A 26,433-nucleotide genomic window follows, 5' to 3' on the forward strand; every position below is an offset into this window, starting at 1 on the left:
TTGGTTGAAAAAAATGAGCAGACCATAAAGTACACTGTGTCTAAGGACAAAAAATCTGTGAAAGAGATTTTAGAAGCAGTTTACGAGGCGCTTTCAGAAAAAGGGTACGACCCTGTCAACCAAATAGTTGGGTACATTCTCTCTGGAGACCCTACTTACATCACTAGCCACAAAAATGCTAGAAACCTCATAAGAAAAATAGAAAGAGATGAGCTGGTGGAAGAACTTCTAAAAAGTTACTTGAGCAAAGAATAAATGCCTCACCTCGCGTGAGGCATTTTTTTAAGGACGGGGTGTAACTTGAGAGTATTGGGATTGGACGTAGGAGACAAGACCATTGGAGTGGCAATAAGCGATGTTTCTTCAACAATTGCCCAGGGGATTACAACTATAAGAAGAAAAAGTTTTGTAGAAGATGTGAAAGCAATAGAGGAAATTGTGAAAAAATATAGCGTAGAAAAAGTTGTGGTGGGTCTTCCAAAAAACATGAACGGTTCAATAGGACCTCAGGGGGAAAAAGTCATTAAGTTTGGAGAAAAATTAAGAGAGGTGTTAAGAATTCCTGTTGTATTTTGGGATGAAAGGCTTACTACCCTTCAGGCGGAAAGGTTTTTGATAGAAGGAGTGGACATGTCAAGGGGAAAGCGGAAAAAGGTGATTGACAAACTTGCTGCTACTATAATACTCCAGAGCTATCTTGACTCTCAAAAAAATTCCTAAAAAGCCTTGACAGCTGGCTGGAGATGTTATACAATTACATTATCTTGGTAGAATTGAGGTGAAAGTTTATGGAACCAGAAATTATTCAGTTGATTGACGAACATGGCCATCCGGTAGATTTTGAGCTCGTAGCCGCCTTTGATGTGGATGACAACAGATATGCAGTTGTGGTGCCTGTGGATGGAGATGGAGAAGAAGCCTATATCCTGAGGGTAGAGCAGGACGAAGATGGCAATGACATTTTCGTAGCGATTGAGGATGAAGATGAGTTCAATGATGCTGTCGAGGCGTACAATGAGCTGATGGAAGAGTATGAAGATTATTATGATGAAGAAGATTTTGATGATGATGATGAGTGATTAAATTTTGATGAATAAAGGGATTGGGAATTAAGGTATACCCTTTTTGGGTATATCTTAATTTTATTTTGTCTGTTTTCAATTGAAATTAAAGACGGCGAATAATAGTTGATATTTTTTGAGAAAAACTTGTTGACAATTGAAAATGAATATCATAAACTATTTGTAGTTGAAATAATTTGGTGGTGAAAAAAGTGAATGAATTTGATAAACTTAAGGAAAAATTGAAAGAGAAGGGTTTTAAGTTGACTACGCAGCGGCGGGTAATTCTGGACGTGATAATGGAAAATAAAAATAAACATCTGTCTTCAGAAGAGATATACGACCTTGTTAAGCGGAAGTATCCTGAGATAGGCTTGGCTACAGTTTACAGGACTCTACAGCTTTTTGAGGAACTGGGACTTGTATATAAATTGAATTTTGATGAGGGACGGAACAGGTATGAGCTTTACCAGGAAGATGCTCATCAGCACCATCACCTGATATGTTTAAAGTGCGGAAATGTCATAGAAATGGAAGGAGATTTGCTGGAAGACTTGGAGAAGCTGATTGAGAAGACGAAGAATTTTGAAATTGTTGACCACAACGTGAAATTCTACGGTTATTGCAGTAATTGTAGAAATAAAGTATAATTTATATTAACTGGTGTAAGGTACGGGTCTATTTTTATTTAAAGGGGAGAGGGGTAAAAAAATATCTAACGAAAGGAGAAAGGTATTTGGCGCACAAGGCAAAACTGAAGATAATTCCTTTGGGCGGATTAAATGAAATTGGCAAAAACATGACTGTATTCGAGTATGGAAATGATATCATAGTTGTAGACTGTGGCCTCGCTTTCCCTGATGATGAGATGTTAGGAATTGACCTTGTCATTCCCGATATTACTTATTTATTGAAAAACAGGGAAAAAGTTAAAGCAATTGTGCTCACCCATGGCCACGAGGACCACATAGGGGCTCTGCCCTACGTGTTGAAGCAGCTCAATGTTCCAATTTATGGTACCAGACTTACAATTGGGTTGGTTGAGTACAAATTAAAAGAGCACGGACTTTTGAGAGACAGTAAGCTAATCACTGTAAAACCCAGAGAGACAGTTGAGATCGGCCAGTTTAAAGTAGAGTTTATAAGGACTTCCCACAGCATTGCAGATTCAGCAGCTTTGGCTATTCACACGCCTGTAGGTACGGTTTTTCACTCAGGGGATTTCAAGATCGATTTTACGCCTATAGACGGGGAAGTGCCGGATTTGCACCGGTTTGCACAATTGGGAGAAAAGGGCGTACTGGTGATGCTGTGTGACAGCACGAACATTGAAAGGCCGGGCTATACGATGTCTGAAAGAACAGTAGGGGAGACTTTTGATAATCTTTTCAGAAAGGCTGAGCAGAGGATAATTGTAGCCACTTTTGCTTCAAATATTCACAGGGTTCAGCAGATAATAAATTCCGCACAGAAGTACGGAAGGAAAGTGGCCATATCAGGAAGAAGCATGGTAAATGTTGTGAATGTAGCCATGGAGCTTGGATATCTGACAGTGCCAGAAGGGCTTTTGATAGATTTGGATGAGGCGAATAAACTTCCCCACAACAAAGTAGTGATAATCACCACAGGAAGTCAAGGTGAACCGATGTCGGCACTTACCAGAATGGCCTCTTCTGAACACAAAAAAGTGGAGATTGTCCCTGGAGACACTGTCATAATCTCGGCTTCTCCAATTCCGGGAAATGAAAGATTGATCTCAAGAGTTATAAATCAGCTTTTCAAAAAGGGTGCCAATGTGATATATGAAGCTTTAGCAGATATACACGTTTCTGGACATGCATGCCAGGAAGAGATCAAACTTTTGCACACCCTTATAAAGCCGAAATTTTTCATACCTGTTCACGGCGAGTACAGGCACCTGGTGCAGCACGCAAAACTTGCTGAAAGCCTTGGAATGCCGCCGGAGAACATCTTTGTAGTGGACAACGGTACAGTGCTGGAATTTACGAAAGATTCAGGTAGAATTGCAGGTACAGTCACAGCCGGTAAGGTATTGGTGGACGGATTGGGAGTTGGAGATGTGGGCAATATAGTCCTGCGGGACAGAAAGCACCTTGCCCAGGATGGCCTGTTAGTTGTGGTTGTCACGATTTCCAAAGAGACTGGAGCGGTGATAGCAGGGCCAGATATTATTTCACGCGGATTTGTGTATGTGAGAGAGTCTGAAGATTTGATGGAGGAGTCCAAGAACATCGTACGAGAAGTCCTTGCAAAATGTGAAAAAGAAGAAATCAACGAGTGGGCTACTATAAAATCCATGATAAAGGATAATTTAAGCAATTTCCTCTATGAGAAAACTAAAAGGAATCCAATGATACTGCCTATTATAATGGAAATTTAACACAAAGAATGGAGAGAGGAAAAATGGGTAAAATTGATGTAAAATACATTGCGAAAGCGGGAGTTATTGCAGCAATTTATTTTGCAGTGACTTTTTTGCTCGGCAGTGTCTCCTATGGCCCTATTCAGTTTAGGCTTTCAGAGGCTTTGGTGGTTCTGCCGATGATAGAGCCGGCGGCTATCTGGGGTGTTTTCATTGGATGTCTTTTAGCAAATATAGGGAGTCCCTTTGGCATTATAGATATTTTAGGAGGGAGTTTTGTAACCCTTATAGCTGCGTACCTTACATCAAAGGCAAAAAAGTTTTATCAGGCTATTTTGCCTCCCATTATTTTGAACGCTTTGTTTGTTTCAATATGGGTGAGCTATTTCCTAAAAATGCCTTATTACATTGTGGCAATTGACATTGCATTGAGTGAGGCAATTGTGACAGGTGTATTTGGGTATGCTGTTTTAATTGCCTATAAAAGGATTAAAGACAGATACTCACTGTGACAAGTAAGCTTTTAGGCTTACTTGTTTTTATTTTCAATTAATTGTATAATTTATGTATACCCCTCTAAGGAGAGAAATAAGATGAATAAAGTCGAAACAAAAGGTAAAAGCAAATTTTTTATACTTGTGATAGTTTTAATTTTTCTTTTTGTTTCTGCTTCTTTTTATTATCAAAGCCTTTTTAAGCCTGTGTCTACAAGGGCATCAGAGGAAGTGGTTGTGAATATACCCAGTGGCTATTCTACTCACCAGATAGCAAAGCTTTTGAAAGAAAAAAATTTGATTAAAAATGAGTGGTTTTTTGTATGGCGGGCAAAAATATTAAAAGCAGATGGTAAGCTGAAGGCTGGAAAATATTTATTAAGTCAGAATATGACAGTTGACCAGATTATTGAAAAAATAGCAGCAGGAAAATCTGAAATGGATGTTTTTAAAGTCACAATTCCCGAAGGGTATACTGTTAAAGATATAGCGAAAAAATTGGCTCAAATAGGGCTTGTCGATGAGAAAAAATTTTTAGAAGTAGCGCAGAATGGCGATTTTGAATATAGTTTCTTAAAAAACATACCGAGAGATAGGCCCAATAGATTAGAAGGTTACCTTTTCCCCGATACCTATTTTATTCCTGTAAATGCTGACGAAAAAGAGATAATAAACATGATGTTAAAAAGGTTTGAAGAAGTGTACAACACTGTAATCAAAGACAACGCTCAAAGAATGGGGATGACTCCCGATGAGATTGTGATTGTTGCATCAATTGTAGAAAAAGAAGCTGTGTTGGACAGGGAAAGGTCTATTATCGCAGGAGTTATTTACAACAGGCTGAAGAAAAAGATGAAGCTGGAGCTTTGTCCTACTGTTGAATACGCTTTAGGAACTCATAAGGAAGTGCTTTCATATCAGGACTTAAAAGTCGATTCTCCTTATAATACCTATGAACATTACGGGCTTCCTATTGGACCTATTTGCAATCCCGGACTTAAATCCATTGAGGCTGCTTTAAATCCTTCTAAACATGACTATTATTATTTTGTGGCCAGAGGAGATGGAACACACATCTTTAGCAGAACTTATCAGGAGCATTTAAAAGCTCAAAGAGAAGTGGAAAGGGAGCAAAATAAAAAGTGAAGGGTTGAGGCGATGGAGATAACCTATCGTGATATACAGTTTATAAGGTCTTTTCACGAGGAGTTGTATGAAGACTTAAAGCCATTGAGAAAATTTGCAGAAGAAAATTACATTCCTATAGCAAAACCTGAAGTAGCAGCTTTTTTGAGCTTTATGGTGAGGCTTAAAAAGCCTCTTAATATACTGGAGATAGGAACAGCCATAGGATATTCCACCATAATAATGGCAAGGGCCTATCAAAACTCTAAAATTGTTACAATTGAAAGGGATATAAACCTTGCTGAGATTGCAAAGAAAAACTTTAAAAGAGCTAAGATAGAGGGAAGGATTGATTTAATCTGCGGAGAGGCAGAAGAGGTACTGGACAATCTGACGAATGAGTACGATTTTATCTTTGTGGATGCGGCAAAGGGCCAGTATTTGGAGTTTTACAAAAAGATAAGAGAATTTGTTCCACAAGATGGGATTGTCCTCTGGGATAACATCCTGTACAAGGGTTATGTAGTTGGTGAAGAACATGTAAAGCACAAGAGAAGAACGATTGTGTACAGGATGAGGGAGTTTATAGAAGTGTTGAAAAAGGACAAGAATTTTTACACGGTGATTTTGCCTTTAGGAGATGGGTTGGCTTTAAGCATTAGGGAGGAGTGATTTATGTTAGAGCTTTTGGCGCCAGTTGGAGATTTGGAAAGGCTAAAGGTTGCTGTAAAATACGGAGCAGATGCTGTTTACTTTGGAGGACAAAATTACAGCTTAAGAGCCTATGTGGGGCTTACACTTGATGAGATAAAAGAGGGTGTTAGATATTTAAAAAAAAGCAACAGAAAAGCCTATATCACCATAAATATTTTTCCCCACAATAAGGATTTAGAAGAGCTGCCGGAATACATTAAAAAAGTTATAGACCTCGGAGTAGATGCTGTTATTGTCTCTGATTTGGGAGTTTTTTCTATAGTTAAGGAAATTGCTCCTGAGATAGATGTACACATAAGCACTCAGGCTAATACTGTAAATTACTTGACTGCAAATTTCTGGCACAGATTAGGTGCAAAGAGAATAATTTTAGCAAGAGAGCTTTCTTTAAAGGAAATAAAAGAGATAAGGGATAAGACGCCTCCTTCTTTAGAATTGGAGGCTTTTGTGCACGGTGCTATGTGCATATCCTATTCAGGGCGATGCCTTTTGAGCAATTACCTGACAGGAAGAGACGCCAACAAAGGGGAATGTGCGCAGCCCTGCCGGTGGAAATATTACCTGATGGAAGAAAAAAGGCCGGGAGAGTATTTTCCTATTGAAGAAGACGGGCGAGGCACTTATATTTTAAATTCAAAAGACCTGTGCATGATAGAGTACATTCCTCAATTGGTAGAAGCTGGAGTTACAAGTTTTAAAATTGAGGGGAGAAACAAGAGCGCATATTACGTTGCGGTGGTTACACGGGCTTATAGGAAGGCAATTGACGATTACCTTGAAAAAGGGAAGGATTACGTTTTTGACAGGAGCCTTCTTGAGGAAGTGGGGAAGGCAAGCCACAGAGGATTTACCACAGGCTTTTATTTTGGCAGGCCGGGGGCAGATGCTCAAAATTATGAGTCTTCTAAGTACATCCGCACCCATGACTTTGTGGGCATTGTCAAGAGATATGACCCTGAGACGAGGATAGCGATTGTGGAGCAGAGGAACAGAATGTTTGTTGGGGATGAAGTGGAAGTTATAGGGCCTAAGGTTCAATTTAAGCAGAAAATTGAGAAGATGTGGGATGAGGAAGGAAGAGAGATCGAAGTAGCTCCGCACCCCCAGATGATAGTGAAAATTCCTGTTGTTAATCCTGTTGAAGAGCTTTATATTTTAAGAAGAGAATCTAAAAATAATGTTTAAAAAAGCTCCTTTTGGGAATACTGGTTCCTGAAAGGAGCTATTTTTATGGAGAAAAGGATAGTTTTTTTGCGTATAGTTTTGGCCCTTATGATTTTTATATTGGCTGGAAGGCTTTTTTACATACAGGTAGTAAAATATAATTTTTATTCTGAAAAAGCAATGGAACAGAGAATTAAAAGCTTTAAAATTTCAGAAAAGCGCGGAGATATATACGATAGAAACATGATACCTTTCACAGATAGAGACTACAAAGAGTATGTCTTTGCAATACCCAAAATGATAAATGATAAAAAAAGGGCAGCAGAAATACTCAGTGAGATTACAGAAATTTCTTCCGAAAAGATTAGAGAAGATTTAAAGAGAAATAAAGACTATATCAGATATGAGATAAGAAGGGATGTAGATTTTTCTCTTCCTGTTGGAATTTTTAAACTCGAGCTTCCACAGAGGTATTCTTCAAACTCTCTTGCAAGGCATGTGATAGGATATCTTGGAGATAAAAAGATGGGGTTGGAGGAATCTTTTGATGAGGTTTTGGCTACAGATGCCAGCGACAGCATTGCAGTCTTTACTGATGGCAGCAGAAATGACTATATAAAGGGATTAGGTGTAAAAATACAAACCGTTCACGACAAAGTTTTTGGTGTAAAAACCACTCTAGACTACCATATACAGAAGGTGGTGGAAGATGTACTTGACAGGCGTAGGATAGAAGGAGCAGCAGTTGTACTGGAGGTAAAAACAGGGAATATACTAGCGATGGCGAGTAGGCCTAATTTTGACCAGAACAGGATAGAAGATTATTTAAAAAGCTCTAATGAAGAGTTTATAAATAAGGCTGTATCTGGCTATCCCCCTGGATCTATTTTTAAAATCATAGTTGCTGCGGCAGCTTTAGAATCTGGGAAAGTCAGCTTAGAAGATACTTTTTACTGCAGTGGAAGTTACGATATAAATGGAGTTGTCTTTCACGATTTTAAGGGAGAGAGCCATGGCTTGATAAATATAGTCAAAGGTTTTGCAGTTTCCTGCAATACAACTTTTATAAGGATAGGGGAGATAACAGGTGCAAAAGCTATTTTAGACATGGCAAGAAAATTTGGGATAGAGAAAGACGATGGTCTTCCAATACCGGAGCAAATAGGAAGGCTTCCAAAGCTTTCTGACACATACGGCGCTGGCATTGGAAATCTTTCGATAGGCCAGGGAGAAGTTTTGATGACTCCGCTTCAAGCTGCCGATATAGTAGCTACAATTGCGAATGATGGTATAAGGAATGTACCGCGTCTTGTGGAGGCAGTGGTGGATGAAAAGGGAGAGGAGGTTAAGAGATTTCCGCCTCGAGAATCATATAGAGTGTTAGAAAGTAACACAGCCAAAATTTTGAGGTATATGATGAGGCAAGTGGTGGTTGACCCGGAGGGGACAGGCAAAAGAGCAGAGACTTTTTGCAAAAGTGCTGGAAAGACAGGTTCTGCAGAGGTCAACAAAGAATTAAATATATATCATGCCTGGTTTGTAGGCTTTGTGCCTTATGAAAATCCCAAGTATTCTATTGCTGTATTTGTTAAAAACGGAGACACAGGGGGAATAAAGGCCGCTCCTATTTTCAAAGAAATAGCCGAAGAGATAATTAAATACTGATGTACAGGCACCTTTTTCAGATAAAACCATATAATAAATGTGTAATTTATTAAAAAAGAAGAGGTGGCGGCCGTGTGGGAAGTTATTGCTGCACTTGTAGGAACCATAGTAAAGGAGATACTGAATTTAGGTTACCTTACTAACACCAATTCTTTTCCAAGCCCTTTATCCCCTGAAGAAGAGAGAAAGTACTTGGAAGCGTACAGAAGAGGAGACGAAGAGGCAAGGAATATATTGATTGAGAGAAATTTAAGACTGGTCGCTCATGTGGTAAAAAAGTATAGCGGGACAGGAAGAGATTTAGATGACCTTATTTCTATAGGGACAATTGGACTTATTAAAGCCATAGATACTTATGACTTTGAAAAAGGCACACATCTTGCCACATATGCTGCAAAGTGCATAGAAAATGAAATCCTCATGTCCATAAGGGCAGAGAAAAAGATGAAAGGAGAAGTTTTTCTTCAAGACCCAATAGGGGTAGATAAGGAAGGAAATGAAATCTCACTAATGGATGTACTTGGGACAGATGAGGATGAGGTATCTGAGCAGGTGGAAAAGAAGATACAGATTAAAAAGCTTTACAGTAAGTTAAACAGCGTCTTAAAAAACAGGGAGCGCATGATAATAGAAATGAGATATGGGCTTTACAATGGAAGAGTGAGGACTCAGAGGGAAATTGCGAAAATGCTTGGAATTTCTCGTTCTTACGTATCGAGAATTGAGAAGAAAGCCTTGAATAAGCTTTATAAAGAGCTTTCAATGTGAACTGTCTTATTGACAGTCTATTTTTTTGTAGTATATAATTTTAACTAAATGAGGTGGGCTTATGTATGAAAAACTAATTCCTGACATGATTGTGGAAAGTGTACATAAAATCGACTTGAATTTGCTAAAAAAGAAAGGTATTACTAGCCTTGTGCTGGACATAGATAACACTCTTTTGCCAAAAAAAGCAAAATTTCTTGATGAGGACACTGTTGAATGGTTGGAAAGAGCAAAAAACGAAGGGTTTAAAATTTGCTTAGTTTCAAATAATACGAAGAAAAGAGTAAATGAGCTCAAAGAAAAAACTGGAATTCCAGGTATTGCCTGGGCAATTAAACCGAGAAAGGGTGCTTTTAAAAAGGCCCTAAAACTTTTAGGAGCAAAACCTCATGAGACAGCCTTAATTGGAGATCAAATATTTACTGACATTTTAGGAGGAAAAAGGGTCGGACTTTATACTATCTTGGTAAAACCTTTGTCTGATGAAGAGCTTGCCTGGACTAAGATTATGAGAAGAGCTGAGAAAATCATTTTAAAGAGGATTGAAGGATATGAAAATTGACAGCACCACAAAGGTCTTTGGACTTATTGGGCATCCAGTCAAACACAGTCTTTCACCTTTGATACATAACTCTTCTTTTGAAAAGCTCAATTTCAATGGAGTGTACGTGGTCTTTGATGTAGCCCCTGAGTTATTAGAAAATGCTGTAAAAGGACTAAAAGCTTTAGGTATAAAGGGATTTAATGTGACTGTCCCTCATAAAGAGAGCGTAATGAATTATTTGGATTTTGTCACGGAAGAGGCAGAAAAAATTGGAGCTGTGAATACAGTTGTCAATGAAAATGGGATTTTAAAAGGCTACAATACAGACGTACAGGGATTCATAGATTCCTTAAAAGAGTTGAAAGAGGATGTAAGAGGAAGAAAAGCCTTTGTACTGGGGGCAGGAGGAGCATCAAAAGCTATATGTTTTGCCCTTGCAAGGGAAGGAGTAGAATCAATTGTAATAGCCAATAGGACTTTAAATAAAGCGAAAGCGCTGGCAGAATACATAAGGGAAGAATTTAAGATGAAATGCGATTACTGCAGTATAGAAGAAGTGGAAAAATTTAATGAAATTGATATTCTCATAAACACAACTTCTGTGGGGATGCATCCTGAAGTGGGGAACTCTCCAGTTTCTGAGGAGGTAGTGGCAAAGGCAAATTTTGTGTATGATTTAATATACAATCCTTCTGAGACGCTTTTTTTAAAGTACGCAAGAAAAAACGGTGTAAAAAGCGCAAATGGCCTCTCAATGCTTGTGAATCAGGCTAGCTATGCTTTTTACCTCTGGACAGGAGAGTTTTTTGACAAAGACTTTGTGTATGAGAAAATAAGGGGAGAAATGTAGAGGGAAGAGGTATTTTTATGGCTAAGAAAAAACTTGGAGAACTTCTTGTGGAAGTGGGACTTATCACGGAAGAACAACTGAAACATGCCATGGAAGTGCAGAGCAAAACAGGGGAAAAATTGGGGAAAGTCCTTACAAAGCTCGGGTATGTGACAGAAAATCAGATATTAGAAGCCCTTGAATTTCAGCTGGGAATACCCCATGTGGACCTTCAGAAATACTACATTGACCCTGAGGTTGCAAAGCTTGTTCCTGAATCTGTAGCCAAGAGGCATCTCCTCATCCCTGTTAAAAAAAGTGAAGACGGCCTTTATGTAGCAATGGCAGACCCCCTCAATATTTTTGCCTTGGATGATGTGAGAATTATAACTAAACAAAATGTGAAACCTTTGATTGCATCGGAGAGCAGCATTCTAAAAGCTATAGATAGAATCTATGGCAAAGAACAGGCAGAAAAAGCGGCTCAGGAATTTAAAAAGGAGTTTAAAGAAGAGGAAAGCCTACCTCAAGAAGTGCTGGAAGAAATCCAAAATGCTCCTGCTGTAAGATTTGTCAATTCTATAATTGAGCAGGCTGTGAAAAGCAGAGCCTCAGATATACACATTGAGCCGACAGAAAAGGATTTGAGAATTCGCTTCAGAATAGATGGGCAGTTGACAGAAGCAATGAGGACTATAAAAAGCACGCATGCTCCTGTTGTGACTAGAATAAAGATAATGGCCAATATGAATATCGCCGAAAGAAGGCTTCCACAAGACGGGAGATTTGATTTCACGGTGTCAGGCAGAACCGTAGATGTAAGGGTTTCCTCCCTTCCTACTGTGTTTGGCGAAAAGATAGTTTTAAGGCTTCTTGACAAGGAAAACTTTGTGATGACAAAAGAACAACTTGGATTTGATGAGGAGGATTTGCCTCTTTTTGATAAACTGATAAAAAGACCCAATGGAATTGTGCTTTTAACAGGTCCTACGGGAAGTGGTAAAACTACTACTCTTTATGCAATGCTAAGAGAGCTCAATAAGCCCAATGTGAACATAATAACAGTAGAAGACCCTGTTGAGTATTCGCTGGAAGGCATAAATCAAGTGCAGGTAAATGAAAAAGCAGGGCTTACATTTGCTACTGCACTAAGGTCCATCTTAAGGCAGGACCCTGATATAATAATGATTGGGGAGATAAGAGATACAGAGACAGCTGAGATCGCCATAAGAGCGGCGATAACAGGTCATTTAGTGCTTTCGACGCTGCACACCAACAACGCTGCAGGTGCGATAACGAGACTGATAGATATGGGGATTGAGCCTTATTTGGTGGCTTCTTCTGTAGTGGGAGTGATAGCTCAAAGGCTTGCTAGAAAGGTGTGCGACAATTGCAAAGTTCCCTATAAGGCTTCAAAGGAAGAAAAAGAGATTTTGGGGATTCCGGAAGATGAAGAGGTCACTCTTTATAAAGGCAAAGGCTGTCCTGTCTGCAACAGGACAGGCTACAGAGGGCGTATCCCTATATACGAGATAATGACTGTGACTTCTGACATAAGAGAACTCATAAATGCAAAGGTTTCCTCAGATGTGATTGAAGAAAAAGCTATAAAAAATGGCATGAAGACTTTGAGAGAAAGCGCAAGAAAGCTCATTTTACAGGGCAAAACTACTGTCGAAGAGATGGTGAGACTAACTTATGAGGAATGATGAGGATGGAGACCATTGAACTTTTGAAATTGGTTGTGGAGAAAAAAGCTTCAGATTTACACATAACAGTAGGAGTTCCACCTGTTGTAAGAATTAACGGCTATCTTCAAAAATTAGAAGGAGAGCCTTTTACACCTAAAGATACAGAGGAGATAGTCAAAGACCTACTTACGAGCGAGCAGCTAAAAAAGCTGGAGGAAAATGGGGATATTGACCTTTCCTATTCTGTGACAGGTTTGGGAAGGTTTAGAATAAATGTGTACAAGCAAAGAGGAAGTTACAGCCTTGCCATAAGGTCTGTTGCCTTGAGAATACCTACTATAGAAGAGCTGGGACTTCCACTCATACTTAAAGATTTGGCTTTGAAAACGAGGGGATTGATACTTGTTACAGGACCTACGGGAAGTGGGAAGTCCACCACACTGGCGGCTATGGTGGACTGGATAAATTCTAAAAGGACTTGTCACATTCTTACATTGGAGGACCCTATAGAGTATTTGCACAAGCACAATAAAAGCATAGTAAATCAAAGAGAAATTGGGCACGATGCTACATCCTTTGCATCGGCTTTAAGAGCTGCATTAAGAGAAGACCCGGATGTGATACTTGTCGGTGAGATGAGGGATTTGGAGACAATACAGATTGCAATAACTGCTGCCGAGACAGGCCATCTTGTTCTTTCCACTCTTCACACAATAGGAGCTGTAAAAACGATTGATAGGATTATTGATGTTTTTCCGCCTCATCAGCAACAGCAAATAAGGATACAGCTTTCCAACGTATTAGAAGGAATCATATCTCAGCAGCTTATTCCTAAAAAAGACGGAAGCGGAAGAGTTGTTGCCACAGAAGTGATGATTGCAACCCCTGCTATAAGGAATCTCATAAGGGAAGGGAAGACTTACCAAATACAGTCGGCAGTTCAAACAGGTGGTAAATTTGGAATGATTACTATGGACATGTCTATTTTGCACCTTTTAAAATCAGGGGTTATCTCTTTGGAAGATGCTTTAACTTACTGCGTTGACCAGGAGAGCTTTTCACGCATGATATAGGGGTGATTTTATGCCTTTGTACTTTTACAAAGCAAGGGACATGGGGGGAAACTTAATTACAGGGACTTTGGAGGTAGATTCAAAGTCCCAGTGCATAGACATATTGAAGGGGAGAAATTATTACATAATTGACATAAAAGAGGAAGTAGTCAAAAAAGACATTCTAGATTTTAGCTCTTTTAAAAGGGTAAAAGTCAAAGACATTGCAGTTTTTTGCCGCCAGTTTGCTACTTTGATAAATGCAGGAATTCCTATTCTGACTTCTCTTGCGACAGTGAAAGAACAGGTTAGTAATAAAAAACTCAAAATGGCTTTATCAGAAGTGTACGAAGAAGTGCAAAAAGGACGTACCCTTTCTGATGCTATGAGAAAGAGAGAAGACGTCTTTCCAATGCTTTTGTATAACATGGTAGAAGCAGGGGAGGTCAGCGGTACTCTTGACAGGATAATGAATGAGATGGCGGACCACTATGAAAAGGAAAATGACCTCAATCAGAAAGTAAAATCGGCACTGACATATCCCGCAATTGTGAGCATTGTGGCAGTTTTTGTTGTAGTGTTTTTATTAACAAATGTGCTTCCAATATTCGTGGCGATGTTTGAGAATGCAGGAGTAACCCTACCTCTTCCTACGAGAATTTTGCTCTTAATTGCTAGCTCAATATCTAACTATTGGTATTTTTACATAGGATTTATTTTCCTTATGGTTTATGGTATATATAATTTTGTGAAGACTTCTCAGGGAAGGCGAATTTTTGACAGAATGCTTTTGAATATGCCTATTTTTGGACCGCTGAATAAGAAAATTATAACTTCCAGGTTTGCAAGGACTTTAGGGACTTTGGTTGGAGCAGGTATACCCCTTGTCAGGGCACTGGAGGTAGTAGAGAAGGTAGTGGGCAACACAGTAGTTGCAGAGGGCATAAGAAGGGCAGAGGAAGATGTGAAAAAGGGACTACCTTTATCTGAACCGTTGAGGAGAATTGGAATTTTCCCTCCCATGGTGATTCAAATGATAAGTGTTGGAGAAAGCTCTGGCGCTCTGGATACAATACTTGAGAAGACGGCAAATTTCTTTGACAGAGAAGTTGACACAGCAGTATCCCAGATGACAACTTTGTTAGAGCCGATTATAATCCTAATGCTTGCAACAGTGGTAGGCTTCATAGTCGTCTCAATAATAATGCCACTGTTTGAACTATACAATTTCATTGGAAGGTAAATTCAAGGGGAAAGGGGGTGAAAAAGGATGGAATGGTTTGTAAAAGCATTAAACAAAGATGAAAGAGGTTTTACACTAATTGAGTTGATTGTTGTAATTGCAATTTTAGGAATACTTGCAGCAATTGCTGTGCCGAGAGTGACAACGTCATTAAAAACAGCAAAAGAAAATGCTGATATGGCAAATTTAAAGATATTGCAAAATGCTATAGAGAGATATTATGTTGAACATGAAGGAAAATATCCACAGTCATTAGATGAGCTTGCTCCTAACTATATTGACAAAGTACCAAAAACTCAGGATGGAAAAGATTTTAAGTACGATCCTTCTACTGGCAAAGTTACTTTACCATAACTTCAGGGCACGTTTTTGTGCCCTCCTTACTATTTTTTAGGAGGCAATTTTAATCATGAAAATGCTAATTTACATACTCATATTTCTATTCGGCACAATTATAGGAAGTTTTTTAAATGTAGTCATATACAGAGTTCCCAGAAAAGAATCCATAATATACCCTTCCTCCCATTGTCCCAGATGTGGTCATGAATTAAATGGTATTGATTTAATACCAATATTGAGTTATATTTTACTTAAAGGAAGATGCAGGTACTGTGGAGAAAAAATTTCAATAAGATACCCTGTTGTGGAGCTGCTTACAGGAATTGTATTTGTAATAATTTACTCTAAATTTGGGTTGGACGTGAAGGCTTTTTCTTACATGTTTCTTTCTTCTGTGCTGATTTCAGCAAGTTTTATAGATTTGGAACACAAAATTATACCCAATAGCATAATAATAGCTGGATTTATAGGTGCTTTAATTTTTAGACTACTCATGTATAGTTATGGCTTTTTAGACTACATTCTGGGATTTTTATTGGGTGGGGGAATACTCCTTCTCATCTCTCTTCTCTCAGGAGGGGAAATGGGGGGAGGAGATGTAAAATTGATGGCTCTTATAGGCTTTTTTATAGGATGGAAGCTTGTGCTTTTAAATTTGTTGCTGGGTGTTGTGTTGGGAGCTTTGGCAGGTGTTTTACTTGTACTTTTTAAGATAAAGAGCAGAAAGGACTACATACCTTTTGCACCTTATCTATCTTTAGGATGGCTTATTTCAATCTTATACGGATATGAGATTTTAAATTACTATTTAAAACTCATAAGGGGCTAAGCTTATGAAGGGGGAAGAGGGGCTAACTTTAATAGAGCTCATATCAACTTTAGCTATTTTGTCTTTAATTTTTCTACTAGTTATCCCTTCTACCAGTTTTTTTGACGCCTCTAAATCCAATTTAAGGCTTAAAATTTTAGCAGAAGAAGTGGTAAAAGACTTAAGATATATACAGCAGAAGAGCATTTTTGAGAAAGAGATACTATACTTTGAAATTATGGAGGACAAGAAGGGATATTATATAAGTTCTTATAATGACGACAAAATTATTAAAGAGAAAAAATTTCCACAGGGTGTGACCATAGAGAAAAATATAAGGAAAGAAATACGGTTTAATGAGGTGGGAGTTCCTTCTAATGGAGGGTGTACTGTAACTTTAAAAAATGAAAAGCAGAAGATAGAAATAACTATTCTTCCTGCTACAGGGCGAATCATGATAAAAGGGGATTACTGAGGGTGATGACAATGGGGTTTTTAAAAGATGAAAAGGGGATGACTTTAATAGAAGTCCTGGTTTCTATTGCGATATTTGCAATAGTGGCAGTGCCTATTTTGGGGATTTTTAGTCAATCAGCTGTAACGGCTGCAGATTCAAGAGTTAAGACAAAGCAAGTGGCGATTGCCCGCACAGTGGCTGAAAATATAAAAGCGGGAAATGTAAAAAGTGATTCTGACCTAAAAAAAATACTGGAAAAGTATGAAAAGGAGGGCTTTTTGCCCTTTGTGGAAAAGATACAAAAAGATGGAGTCACTCAATACAAAATAAGTATTGGGAAAATAGGTTCTAACTCCTATTACACTCTTTATGTTGTAGGACCCCAGACAGGCATCACCAATTACACTCCTGTGGTTGTACCTTCTACTCCTGGCAGTGGAGGAAGTATATTCGATAAAGTACTCAATTACGTTTTGAGTCTTATAACGATTATAATTGTGGCTATTTGGAGTGCACTCTTTATCTTGTTTGTCATTATACCTGCTTTTGGATGGGAATCTGTTATAAAAGTTCCTCAATTTGTTTTATCTGTTGTAGATGCTATAAACTCCGGTTACAGGACATTAAAAGATATAGCTATAACTGCTGCGGGTAAAATAGGACTTGGTATTCCATGGTGGTTAAGATGGTGGTAAGAAAAGAAGAAGGCTTTACTTTAATAGAGCTTATAGTCACTCTTGCTATATTGGGAGTAGTGTTATCTATATATTCTTCTCTTTATTACTCGGGTTACATGTCTTTTCAGAGCACTGAGAACAGTGTAGATGTAGAACAAAATGTGAGATTTGCCATGAATTATATAATAGCGCAGTTAGACAAAGGTCCAGATGAAGTGGTGATTATAAATGGGGGAAGGGGATTAGAGATAAACTGGAAAGACAGCAATTCTAATGTTGTTAAATCTATTATTATCAAATTTGATGAGAAGAAACATGCTTTGTATCTTGATGACAACAAAGGCCATGAATTAGCTACTAAAATTTACGACTTTAAGGTTACTCAAAAAGGTCCTTACATGATAAACGTGTACATAAAGGGGCAGAGGAATGATAGGGGATTAAATGAGTTTTCACTTTCTAATGACTTCTTTTTAAGAAAGAGTGATGTAAGTGCTAAATGAAAAAGGGTCAGCTTTAATTTTTACATTAATGGTCATTTTGATACTCACTGTGTTGGCGACTGCTGTTTTGGAAGTCACAATGACAAACTACAAACTCTCTAAAGCTTATGCCGATTCATCTTCTGCCGCATATGCTGCTGAAGCAGGCTTGGAAATTGCAAAGAGTGAATTTAATGAAACTTTACTTTTGTATTTAGCTCAAAGAGCACAGAACATCATATATAATGCTAATCCGAAAGTGCCTAGAGATTTTTTATATAAAAGCATTTACTATTTTGTGCAAAATTATCTTGATCAGGCTGTTTTTAGTAAGTATCCGAAAAGTGGGTATCTGGGAGATGGAGGACAGAAGTACACTGTGGACATGCACATGGACAGCAATTATCAAGGGCTTCAGTATACCATTCACATTTACTCTCAGGGAGAGTATAAGAAGACTAAAAAAGAAGGATATGCTAGGTTGATTATCAACCTTGAGTCGCCAAATCCCTTGACAATAGCTGAATGGGAAATAAAATGATGAGGAGAGGGTTTTATGCAACTTAAAAATTACATGGAAGATGCGGTTGAACAGATGATGGACAGGGTTTTGAAGGACATTGACGTGTGTAAATGCGAAAGGTGCAGGATGGACATAAAAGCTTTAGCTTTAAATAATTTACCTCCTAAGTATGTCGTTACAGAAGAAGGAGAGCTTTATGTGAAGACTAATGAACTTGTGAGGCAGTTTGAAGTGGACATAATAAAGGCTATAACTATGGCTGCTATGAAAGTGAAAGAAAATCCTCGCCATTAGGGGTGCAAAAATGCTGGGAATTGAGATAGGAAATGCTAATATAAAGATAGTTTTAAAAGATAGGAAAAATAGACTTTTAGGAAGTACATATCTTGTGAAGACTCCTTCTAATGTTATAACAGATGGCAAAATAATGGACATAAACACAGTTGCTGAGGCAATCAGAGAGGTTTTAAGGGAAAACAATATAAGAGAGAAAAGGGTATGCTTTTCTATTTCAAGTTCACAGAACATTTTAAGAGAAATTACGCTGCCTAAAATGAAGGAAGAAGAAGTTGAAAAAGCCCTAGAGTATGAGGTAGAGCAGTATATTCCTGATACATACAATTATGTAATTGACTTTAAATTTTTACCCCCTTTGGAAGGCAATGATGAAAAATTGAGAGTACTTGTAGCTTCTTCCCCAAAAGAAATAGTCGAAAAATATGTAAAGCTTTCAGAAGCTTTGAAGTTGTACTTGGAAGCTATTGATATTTACGCAAATTCTTTATATAAGGCTTTTAAAAAAGTCGGAGAAAAAGATGGCACAGTTGCAATAATAGATTTTGGTTCTTCTACCACAAATGTAACTTTAGTATCTCATGGAAATTTTGTTCTCAATAAGCTTTTGGAATTTGGCGGCAAAAAATTGACTCAAGCAATCGCAAGTTCTTTTAATTTGGAGTTTGATACAGCGGAAGAGTATAAAAAGACAAGGGAAATTGAAAATATTGAGGAGATTCTTAGGGAAAATTTTTCCGAAGAGTTTCAAATGGTAAGCCGAATATTTGACTTTTTCTATGCCACATACCACAAAACTGTAGATAAGATTTTATTGATAGGTGGAAATGCAAGATTGAAGGGTTTAAAAGAGTATGTGAAGGACTATTTTAAGGTTGAAGTTATCGTTCCAGAGGAAGAAAAATATCTATACTTCTTGCCTGCCTATGGCTGCCTTTTAAGGGGGGAATAAGTTGAAGGACATAAACCTCATACCGCCAGAATTAAAAGAAGAAAGACAAAAGAAGAAAAAAGTGGCTTTAAAACTTTTTTTCGCCACCTTTCTTTTAGGCTTTATATCCCTCTTAATAGCTTTGCCTTTGGCCTATATGAACAAGCTTTATGGTGAGCTTAAAATTGTCAACGAAGAGCTCAATAAATACAGGAATGTATCAGAGCTTCAGCAGAGTATAAAGGACATGTCTTTATATTTAGAAAAGAAAAAAAGCATAATTGATAAGGTGAATAAGGGAAAAATAGATTTAGCCAAGCTTTCTGAAGATGTCGCTTCTAACCTTCCTCAAGATGTTTCGATAACTCATTTGAAATATGACAACAAGGTGCTTGAAATTGAAGGGGAAGCTCTTCATGAGGGCGATGTTGCAGTTTTTATGCTAAATTTGAGAAGCATAAATTATGTCGAAGATGTAAAAGCCCTTTTAATAGAGCTTAATGAAAAAAATGTATACAAATATGTGATTCAAGTAAAGGTCAGGGTGGTATCATAGATGAAACTTACAAAAAGAGAAAAATTTTTAATCTATTTTGCTCTGGTTTTTGCATTTTTTGCGATTTATTATCAATTTTATCTGATTCCAAAGCTTTCAGAGATAGACAATTTATCACAAGAGATAAAGCTTAAAAGGCAAATTCTTTCACAGGTCTCTTCTTTAAAAGGAGAAAATTTACAAAAAAGTCTGGCAAAGTGGGAAAAAGAAGTCGAAGAATTGAACGCAATACTTCCAGATGAAAAAGACGCTGAATTTGCAATTCTTGATTTGCAAAGAATGGCAAGTGATTCCGGCGTAAAAATAAGAAGTATTAATTTTGAAAATGCAAGTCAAGAGGAAAAAAATAAAGAACAGAAAGAAGAATTTGCAGTGACTCCCATATCAGTTACAGCTTTTGGAAGCTATGATGGGCTTATTTCCTTCATGAAATCTTTACAGGAGTCTAGGAGACTTCTAACTATTCAGTCTTTTGAAATGCAGAAAGACCAGAATTCTGAAAATTTGTTTTTAAATGTATTGCTTTTTGCCTATTCTATGAAAGACAGCGGAGCAAAAAAGGCGGAGATAAATGCGCCAAAAGGGAAAGCCAATCCTTTTCAACCATTGGAGGGAAAAGCTAGTAGGGAAAGTATTACTGAAAGTCCCCCTCCAGTAGATGTGAACAAAGTAATATCTGATACTTTAGAAAAAATCTTGAAAGAGGCTATACCTTCCAAACCATAAAAGGGGGATGGTGAATGAAAAACATAGTTTTGACAGGATTCATGGGGACAGGAAAAACTACTGTAGGGAAAAAAGTGGCAACTACTCTTCATTTTAATTTTATTGACACTGACAAGCTGGTTGAGAAAATGGCAGGCATGAGTGTGGCGGAAATATTTGAAAAGCACGGGGAAGAATATTTTAGAAAGTTGGAAAAAGCGGCTGTCATAAAAGCCTCTCGCCTAAAAAATCACGTAATAGCTACAGGAGGCGGGGTTGTATTAAACCCTTCAAATATTGTACAATTAAGAAAAAACGGAGTAATAATCCTCTTAAAAGCAAGGCCGGAAGTAATTTTGAGGAATATATCCAAAACAAAAGATAGGCCTCTTCTTGCGGTGGAAGACCCTGAAAAGAGGATAAGAGAGCTTTTAGAGGAAAGAGAGCCTTTTTACAGATTTGCAGATTACACTATAGACGTCTCTGACAAGACAATAGAGGAAGTCGCTGAAGAAGTCATAAGAGCGTATATAAAGCTTAAGGGGAGATGATGAATTTTGGGGATTAAGTTTGGGCCTTCTGGAATCTCGCAGAGCTTTTACGACGAGGGACATAAGTCTTCTGCTGAGATGCCAGAATGGCTTCATAAAATGGGACTTGAGGCTTACGAATACTCTTTTTCTAGAGGAGTGAGAATAAGCGAAAAATTAGCTTTGCAGCTTAAAGAGAATGCAGAAAAATTTAATATTACAATTACAATCCACGCTCCTTATTACATAAATCTTGCGGCGGCAGAAGAGGAAAAGATAAAAAATTCTAAAAGGTACATAATTGAAAGTTTGACCGCAGGGAATTTGATGGGAGCAAAAAGAGTTACGTTTCACCCTGGTTCTGCTTCTTTGGACAGAAGAGAAGCACTTGATAGGGCAAAAAGAGTTTTGAAGGAGGTTATAAAAGAAGCTGATGACTTGGGACTGGGTCATATAACCTTGTGTCCCGAGACGATGGGCAAGAAAAATCAGCTGGGCACTTTGGAGGAAGTCTTGGAACTCTGTCAGCTAGATGAGAGACTTCTTCCTACCGTGGATTTTGCCCATTTGCATGCTCGAGACAATGGAAGGTTTAAATCTATAGAAGATTATGAAGAAGTTTTAAACACGATAGAAAAATATCTAGGAAAAGATAGGGCAAAAGTTATACACGTCCACTTCAGCAGAATTGAATTTACAGAGCAGGGGGAAAAGAAGCACTGGACATTGCTTGATAAAGAATACGGGCCTGAATTTGAGCCGCTGGCTCAGCTTTTTTATGAAAGAAATATGGAGCCCATAGTTATTTGTGAATCTCGTGAGAGGATGGCAGAAGACGCATTAGAACTTAAGAGAATATACCAAGAGGTGGCAAAAAGGGTGTCAAAAACATGAGGATTGTAGTTAAGGTTGGGACTAGTACTTTGACTCATGAAAATGGGAAATTGAATTTAGAAATAATGGAAAAACTAGTAAGACAAATCGCAAATTTGTCAAATAAAGGAGAAGAAGTTATACTTGTGACGTCTGGGGCGATTGGAGCTGGAATGGGAAAATTAAACTTGACAGAAAAGCCCAAAAACCTTCCGCAAAAGCAGGCCCTAGCAGCCATTGGTCAAGGTCTCCTTATAGAGATTTACGAGAAATTTTTCAACGAATACGGGAAAATAACTGCCCAGCTTCTTTTGACGAGGGAGGACTTTAGTGACAGAAAAAGGTATTTAAATATGAGCTACACCCTCTCTAACCTTCTCAAGTGGGGAGTCATACCTGTGATAAATGAAAATGACACTGTGGCAGTAGAGGAGATAAAGATTGGGGATAATGATACCCTGGCAGCCCTTGTGGCAAGCCTTGTTGAAGCAGACCTTTTGATTATTTTGACTGATATCGATGGCCTTTTTGACAAGGACCCGAGAATTTATAAGGATGCTAAGGTTATAGAAGTGGTTGAGGAGTTTTCTGATGACCTTTTTAAAATAGCTGGCGGGGCAGGTACAAAAAGAGGAACAGGAGGAATGTACACAAAGATTCAGGCAGCCAAGATATGCTACAATTCGGGAGTTAAAATGGTGATTGCAAATGGCAAAATTGACAATGTATTAAATAGAATTGCAGCAGGAGAAAAAATTGGGACTACTTTTCTTCCCATGAAAAATCCTATAAGCAGCAGAAAAATCTGGATTGCTTTCAATGCAAAGGTGAATGGTTTTTTGTTTGTAGATGAAGGGGCAGCAAAGGCTTTAGTAAAGCATGGAAAAAGCTTACTGCCAAGCGGTATTGTAAAGACAGAAGGCCAGTATGACGTTGGGGACTGCGTGGCAGTGGTGGACCACCAGGGCAGGGAAATAGCTAGAGGGCTTGTCAACTATTCTTCTGAGGAAGTCGAAAAAATAAAAGGCTGTAAGACCCATGACATAGAGTCAATATTGGGGTATAAGTACTACGACGAGGTTATTCACAGGGACAATCTCGTAGTTCTTGAGAGAGGTGAGAAGTATGGAGGTTGAAGTAAAGGCTAAAAAGGCGAAAGAAGCGTCAAGAAAAATGGCTGTACTTGACACAGAAACTAAAAATAGAGCTCTTATAAATATGGCAGAAGCTCTTTTGGAAAATGCAGATAAAATCTTAAAGGCCAATGAAAAAGACGTTTTAGAGGCAGAAAGGAGAAATTTAAAAGCCTCTCTTGTGGACAGGCTAAAATTGGATGAAAAAAGGATAAAAGCTATGGCAGAAGGCTTAAAAGAAGTGGCTTCTTTGAAAGACCCTGTCGGAGATATAGAGGAGATGTGGATAAGGCCCAATGGACTTCAAATAGGAAAGATGCGCGTCCCCATAGGCGTCATAGGCATGATATACGAATCCCGCCCCAATGTCACTGCTGATGCTGCAGGCCTTTGCCTTAAAGCAGGAAATGCCGTGATTTTAAGAGGAGGAAGTGATGCTATAAATTCTAACATCGCTATTGCTTCTATTCTGGCAGAAGCTGCTTACAAAAGTGGTATTCCGGAAGGAGCGATACAGCTTATTGAAAACACTGACAGGGAAGAAGTAAATAGGATGATGAAGTTAAACGGCTTGATTGACCTTATCATCCCAAGAGGTGGGACAAGCCTTATCAAAAACGTCATTGAAAATTCTACTGTACCTGTTATAGAGACGGGAGTCGGGAATTGCCACATTTTTGTGGATGAGAGTGCAAATTTTGAAATGGCAAAGGACATAATTGTAAATGCGAAGGTTCAAAGGCCTGGGGTGTGCAATGCAGTAGAGACTGTTTTGGTGCATAAGGGTATAGCAGAAAGATTCCTGCCTGTTATGGTAAAAGAACTGTCATCTCATGGGGTAGAAATAAGAGGCTGTGAGCTTACAAAAAGGATATGCCCTGATGTAAAAGAAGCCACAGAAGAGGACTGGGCGACAGAGTACCTTGACCTCATATTAGCGGTAAAAGTTGTAGAGAATATAGATGAGGCATTAGAGCACATTTCTAAGTATTCTACAGGTCACTCTGAGAGCATTGTAACTGAAAATTACACTAATGCCATGAGATTTTTAAAATCTGTAGATTCTGCTGCAGTATATGTGAACGCTTCTACTAGATTCACTGATGGAGGAGAATTTGGATTTGGGGCGGAAATAGGCATAAGCACTCAAAAAATGCACGCAAGAGGGCCTATGGGGCTTAAAGAGCTTACGACCTACAAATATGTGATTTTGGGCAGTGGACAAATAAGGAAGTAAGGTGTATTATAGTAACGTGAGGTGATATTATGAAAAGGGTGCTTGTAATTCACGGCCCCAATGTGAATCTTACTGGAAAGAGGGAAAAAGAAGTCTATGGAGAAATCACTTTTGAAGAGATAAACAACATGATAAAAAGAGAAGCTGCGAAACTCGACATTGCAGTAAAAATTCAGCAGTCCAACAGTGAAGGAGAGATAATAAACCTCATTCACTCTGCCGAAAATAATTTCGATGCCATAATAATAAATCCGGCAGCTTATACCCATTACAGCTTGGCTATAATGGATGCAATTGCCTCTGTTTCTGTGCCTGTGATTGAAGTGCACATATCCAATATTTTTGGAAGGGAGGAATTCAGAAAGGTATCTGTCACTGCTTCTCGCTGCAAGGGAGTGATTACGGGCTTTGGACCGTATAGCTACATACTGGCTCTTTACGCTGTGAAATTTTTAGAGGATTCAATTGGGGGGTAGAATAGTGAAGACTAGGCTTAGCAATTTGCGGAAGTTAATGAGAGAAAAAGATATAGAAGCTTTTGTAATTTACAAATTTGTAAATGTTACCTACATAACAGGTTTTACTGGGGATGACAGCGTAGCGCTGATAACTGATGATGCCGCTATTTTTATCACTGATGGGAGGTATACGGAGCAGGCACAAAAGGAAGTCAAAGATTTTGAGATTGTGGAACACAAAACGGGAATAAAGGATGTCTTGAAAGAATACATTAAGAAATTGGGAATAAAAAGATTGGCTTTTGAAGAAAATGTGACATACGGGCAGTACAGAGAATTAAAAGAAGCTTTAGAAAGGGTAGAGCTTATACCTCAGGCAGGTTTAGTTGAGAGTTTAAGGATGGTAAAAGATGAAGAAGAGATAAATCTCATAAAAAAGGCGCAGAGCATAACTGATAGAGCTTTTGAGCACATTTTGAATTTTATAAAACCTGGCATGACAGAAAAGGAAGTAGCACTGGAGCTTGAATATTTCATGAAAAAGAATGGAGCAGAGGACCTAGCCTTTGATACTATCGTGGCTTCCGGTAAAAGGTCTTCTCTCCCCCATGGAAAAGCTTCAGATAAGGTGATTGAAAAAGAGGACTTTGTCACGATCGACTTTGGATGCAAAGTCTCAGGCTACTGCTCTGACATGACAAGGACTATAGTAGTTGGGAAAGCCAGTGAAAAGCAGAAAGAGATATACAATGTGGTGTTAGAAGCACAGCAAAATGCCCTTAAAAATTTAAAGGCAGGAATTACTTCTAAGGAAGCCGATTATTTAGCGAGGTCTGTGATAGAAGAAAAAGGCTATGGGCCGTATTTTAGCCATTCCTTGGGGCATGGAGTGGGGCTTGAGGTACATGAAGGACCGAGCCTGACTTTCAGAAAAGAAGAAATTTTAAAAGAGGGCTCGATTGTCACAGTAGAACCGGGAATATACATACCTGATTTCGGTGGCGTAAGAATCGAAGATATGGTATTATTAAAAGAAGATGGTGTTATAAATTTAACCAATTCACCTAAACATTTGATTGAAATAAACTAAAGTGATGGAGGGATTTTTTTGATAGCAGCAGGGGATTTCAGAAAAGGAGTAACTATTGAGGTTGACGGCCAGATTTTTACAGTTGTGGACTTCATGCACGTAAAGCCCGGGAAAGGCGCAGCATTTGTGAGGACAAAGCTCAAAAACATAATGACTGGTGCTGTCATAGAAAGGACTTTCAGCCCTACTGAAAAGTTCGAAGAGGCTCAGATCGAGAGAAGAGAAATGCAATACCTTTATAACGACGGAGAATTTTATTATTTTATGGACACAGAGACTTACGAGCAAATTCCTTTAAGCTATGACAAAGTGGAAGAAGCTATGAAGTACATAAAAGAAAATATGATAGTTACTGTAAAATTTTATAAAGGTGAAGCTTTTTCAGTAGAGCCTCCGACATTTGTGGAGTTAGAAGTCATAGATACAGAGCCGGGCGTCAGAGGCGATACTGTGACAGGCGGTTCGAAGCCGGCAACTGTAGAAACTGGTGCTGTCATCCAGGTACCACTTTTCATAAATGTAGGCGACAAAATAAAAATCGATACGCGCACTGGAGAATACATAGAAAGAGTATAAACGGAGCAAATTTTCAAATACTATTTTGTGA

At 38.4% G+C, this 26,433-nt stretch carries 33 protein-coding genes; all 33 read left to right on the top strand.

Annotation, left to right across the window (positions count from 1 at the left end; all coding sequences use genetic code 11):
- Window positions 1-255: an IreB family regulatory phosphoprotein gene (locus TTE_RS05940; protein ID WP_031314153.1), complete on the top strand. Its 255-nt coding sequence runs from the start codon at window positions 1-3 to the stop codon at window positions 253-255.
- 45 nt (window positions 256-300) lie between these two features.
- Window positions 301-720 carry a Holliday junction resolvase RuvX gene (gene ruvX, locus TTE_RS05945; protein WP_011025572.1) on the top strand — a complete coding sequence of 140 codons (420 nt, stop codon included), beginning with the start codon at window positions 301-303 and terminating at the stop codon, window positions 718-720.
- Between the two features lie 68 nt (window positions 721-788).
- Entirely contained in the window at window positions 789-1,079 is a 291-nt protein-coding gene (locus TTE_RS05950) for a DUF1292 domain-containing protein (protein ID WP_011025573.1), read from the top strand.
- 194 nt (window positions 1,080-1,273) lie between these two features.
- Window positions 1,274-1,711, top strand: coding sequence for a Fur family transcriptional regulator (locus TTE_RS05955; protein WP_011025574.1), 438 nt, complete (start codon window positions 1,274-1,276; stop codon window positions 1,709-1,711).
- An 86-nt stretch (window positions 1,712-1,797) separates the two neighbouring features.
- Window positions 1,798-3,462 (top strand): ribonuclease J, encoded by a 1,665-nt coding sequence (locus TTE_RS05960; protein WP_011025575.1) that lies wholly within the window; start codon window positions 1,798-1,800, stop codon window positions 3,460-3,462.
- Window positions 3,463-3,485: 23 nt separating this feature from the next.
- Entirely contained in the window at window positions 3,486-3,956 is a 471-nt protein-coding gene (locus TTE_RS05965; protein WP_011025576.1) for a QueT transporter family protein, read from the top strand.
- A gap of 81 nt (window positions 3,957-4,037) precedes the next feature.
- Window positions 4,038-5,084 carry an endolytic transglycosylase MltG gene (mltG, locus tag TTE_RS05970; protein ID WP_011025577.1) on the top strand — a complete coding sequence of 349 codons (1,047 nt, stop codon included), beginning with the start codon at window positions 4,038-4,040 and terminating at the stop codon, window positions 5,082-5,084.
- 12 nt (window positions 5,085-5,096) lie between these two features.
- Complete coding sequence (locus TTE_RS05975) at window positions 5,097-5,735, top strand: O-methyltransferase (RefSeq protein WP_009610698.1); 639 nt, start codon at window positions 5,097-5,099, stop codon at window positions 5,733-5,735.
- A gap of 3 nt (window positions 5,736-5,738) precedes the next feature.
- The gene (locus TTE_RS05980; protein WP_009610701.1) at window positions 5,739-6,962 is read left to right on the top strand and encodes a peptidase U32 family protein; all 1,224 of its coding nucleotides are present in this window, start codon (window positions 5,739-5,741) and stop codon (window positions 6,960-6,962) included.
- A 45-nt stretch (window positions 6,963-7,007) separates the two neighbouring features.
- Window positions 7,008-8,606: a peptidoglycan D,D-transpeptidase FtsI family protein gene (locus TTE_RS05985; RefSeq protein WP_011025578.1), complete on the top strand. Its 1,599-nt coding sequence runs from the start codon at window positions 7,008-7,010 to the stop codon at window positions 8,604-8,606.
- A 72-nt stretch (window positions 8,607-8,678) separates the two neighbouring features.
- Window positions 8,679-9,374, top strand: a complete 696-nt coding sequence (sigK, locus tag TTE_RS05990) for an RNA polymerase sporulation sigma factor SigK (RefSeq protein WP_011025579.1) — start codon at window positions 8,679-8,681, stop codon at window positions 9,372-9,374.
- A gap of 61 nt (window positions 9,375-9,435) precedes the next feature.
- A complete protein-coding gene (locus TTE_RS05995; protein ID WP_011025580.1) occupies window positions 9,436-9,936 on the top strand; it encodes a YqeG family HAD IIIA-type phosphatase in 501 nt (166 codons plus the stop codon).
- The gene (gene aroE, locus TTE_RS06000) at window positions 9,926-10,768 is read left to right on the top strand and encodes a shikimate dehydrogenase (protein ID WP_009610692.1); all 843 of its coding nucleotides are present in this window, start codon (window positions 9,926-9,928) and stop codon (window positions 10,766-10,768) included. The genes TTE_RS05995 and aroE overlap by 11 nt, the downstream gene beginning before the upstream one ends.
- A gap of 17 nt (window positions 10,769-10,785) precedes the next feature.
- Window positions 10,786-12,456, top strand: a complete 1,671-nt coding sequence (gene gspE, locus TTE_RS06005) for a type II secretion system ATPase GspE (RefSeq protein WP_011025581.1) — start codon at window positions 10,786-10,788, stop codon at window positions 12,454-12,456.
- Between the two features lie 5 nt (window positions 12,457-12,461).
- Window positions 12,462-13,511, top strand: coding sequence for a type IV pilus twitching motility protein PilT (locus tag TTE_RS06010; protein ID WP_011025582.1), 1,050 nt, complete (start codon window positions 12,462-12,464; stop codon window positions 13,509-13,511).
- Window positions 13,512-13,521: 10 nt separating this feature from the next.
- On the top strand, window positions 13,522-14,733 hold the full coding sequence (locus TTE_RS06015) for a type II secretion system F family protein (protein WP_009610693.1): 1,212 nt from the start codon (window positions 13,522-13,524) through the stop codon (window positions 14,731-14,733).
- A gap of 27 nt (window positions 14,734-14,760) precedes the next feature.
- On the top strand, window positions 14,761-15,087 hold the full coding sequence (locus TTE_RS06020; RefSeq protein ID WP_011025583.1) for a competence type IV pilus major pilin ComGC: 327 nt from the start codon (window positions 14,761-14,763) through the stop codon (window positions 15,085-15,087).
- 55 nt (window positions 15,088-15,142) lie between these two features.
- Entirely contained in the window at window positions 15,143-15,901 is a 759-nt protein-coding gene (locus TTE_RS06025) for a prepilin peptidase (protein ID WP_011025584.1), read from the top strand.
- 4 nt (window positions 15,902-15,905) lie between these two features.
- Window positions 15,906-16,355 carry a hypothetical protein gene (locus TTE_RS06030; RefSeq protein ID WP_011025585.1) on the top strand — a complete coding sequence of 150 codons (450 nt, stop codon included), beginning with the start codon at window positions 15,906-15,908 and terminating at the stop codon, window positions 16,353-16,355.
- An 11-nt stretch (window positions 16,356-16,366) separates the two neighbouring features.
- Window positions 16,367-17,032: a type IV pilus modification PilV family protein gene (locus tag TTE_RS06035; RefSeq protein WP_041587318.1), complete on the top strand. Its 666-nt coding sequence runs from the start codon at window positions 16,367-16,369 to the stop codon at window positions 17,030-17,032.
- The gene (locus TTE_RS06040) at window positions 17,023-17,517 is read left to right on the top strand and encodes a PilW family protein (RefSeq protein WP_011025587.1); all 495 of its coding nucleotides are present in this window, start codon (window positions 17,023-17,025) and stop codon (window positions 17,515-17,517) included. Before TTE_RS06035 ends, TTE_RS06040 begins: the two co-directional genes overlap by 10 nt.
- The gene (locus tag TTE_RS06045) at window positions 17,507-18,037 is read left to right on the top strand and encodes a PilX N-terminal domain-containing pilus assembly protein (RefSeq protein ID WP_011025588.1); all 531 of its coding nucleotides are present in this window, start codon (window positions 17,507-17,509) and stop codon (window positions 18,035-18,037) included. Before TTE_RS06040 ends, TTE_RS06045 begins: the two co-directional genes overlap by 11 nt.
- A 15-nt stretch (window positions 18,038-18,052) precedes the next feature.
- Window positions 18,053-18,313, top strand: a complete 261-nt coding sequence (locus TTE_RS06050; RefSeq protein ID WP_011025589.1) for a late competence development ComFB family protein — start codon at window positions 18,053-18,055, stop codon at window positions 18,311-18,313.
- Between the two features lie 10 nt (window positions 18,314-18,323).
- Window positions 18,324-19,265, top strand: a complete 942-nt coding sequence (gene pilM, locus TTE_RS06055; protein ID WP_009610695.1) for a type IV pilus assembly protein PilM — start codon at window positions 18,324-18,326, stop codon at window positions 19,263-19,265.
- Window position 19,266: 1 nt separating this feature from the next.
- Window positions 19,267-19,800, top strand: a complete 534-nt coding sequence (locus TTE_RS06060) for a PilN domain-containing protein (RefSeq protein ID WP_011025590.1) — start codon at window positions 19,267-19,269, stop codon at window positions 19,798-19,800.
- Window positions 19,801-20,526 (top strand): type 4a pilus biogenesis protein PilO, encoded by a 726-nt coding sequence (locus TTE_RS06065; protein WP_009610694.1) that lies wholly within the window; start codon window positions 19,801-19,803, stop codon window positions 20,524-20,526.
- 14 nt (window positions 20,527-20,540) lie between these two features.
- Entirely contained in the window at window positions 20,541-21,056 is a 516-nt protein-coding gene (locus tag TTE_RS06070) for a shikimate kinase (RefSeq protein ID WP_011025591.1), read from the top strand.
- Between the two features lie 6 nt (window positions 21,057-21,062).
- The gene (locus TTE_RS06075; protein WP_011025592.1) at window positions 21,063-21,929 is read left to right on the top strand and encodes a TIM barrel protein; all 867 of its coding nucleotides are present in this window, start codon (window positions 21,063-21,065) and stop codon (window positions 21,927-21,929) included.
- Complete coding sequence (proB, locus tag TTE_RS06080; protein ID WP_009610697.1) at window positions 21,926-23,044, top strand: glutamate 5-kinase; 1,119 nt, start codon at window positions 21,926-21,928, stop codon at window positions 23,042-23,044. Before TTE_RS06075 ends, proB begins: the two co-directional genes overlap by 4 nt.
- Window positions 23,034-24,278 (top strand): glutamate-5-semialdehyde dehydrogenase, encoded by a 1,245-nt coding sequence (locus TTE_RS06085; protein ID WP_011025593.1) that lies wholly within the window; start codon window positions 23,034-23,036, stop codon window positions 24,276-24,278. Before proB ends, TTE_RS06085 begins: the two co-directional genes overlap by 11 nt.
- Window positions 24,279-24,307: 29 nt before the next feature.
- Complete coding sequence (gene aroQ / locus TTE_RS06090; RefSeq protein WP_011025594.1) at window positions 24,308-24,754, top strand: type II 3-dehydroquinate dehydratase; 447 nt, start codon at window positions 24,308-24,310, stop codon at window positions 24,752-24,754.
- Window positions 24,755-24,758: 4 nt separating this feature from the next.
- Window positions 24,759-25,826 carry a M24 family metallopeptidase gene (locus tag TTE_RS06095; RefSeq protein ID WP_011025595.1) on the top strand — a complete coding sequence of 356 codons (1,068 nt, stop codon included), beginning with the start codon at window positions 24,759-24,761 and terminating at the stop codon, window positions 25,824-25,826.
- Window positions 25,827-25,844: 18 nt separating this feature from the next.
- A complete protein-coding gene (efp, locus tag TTE_RS06100) occupies window positions 25,845-26,402 on the top strand; it encodes an elongation factor P (RefSeq protein WP_011025596.1) in 558 nt (185 codons plus the stop codon).
- Window positions 26,403-26,433: the final 31 nt, after the last annotated feature.

Source organism: Caldanaerobacter subterraneus subsp. tengcongensis MB4, from assembly GCF_000007085.1.
Lineage (GTDB): Bacteria > Bacillota > Thermoanaerobacteria > Thermoanaerobacterales > Thermoanaerobacteraceae > Thermoanaerobacter > Thermoanaerobacter subterraneus.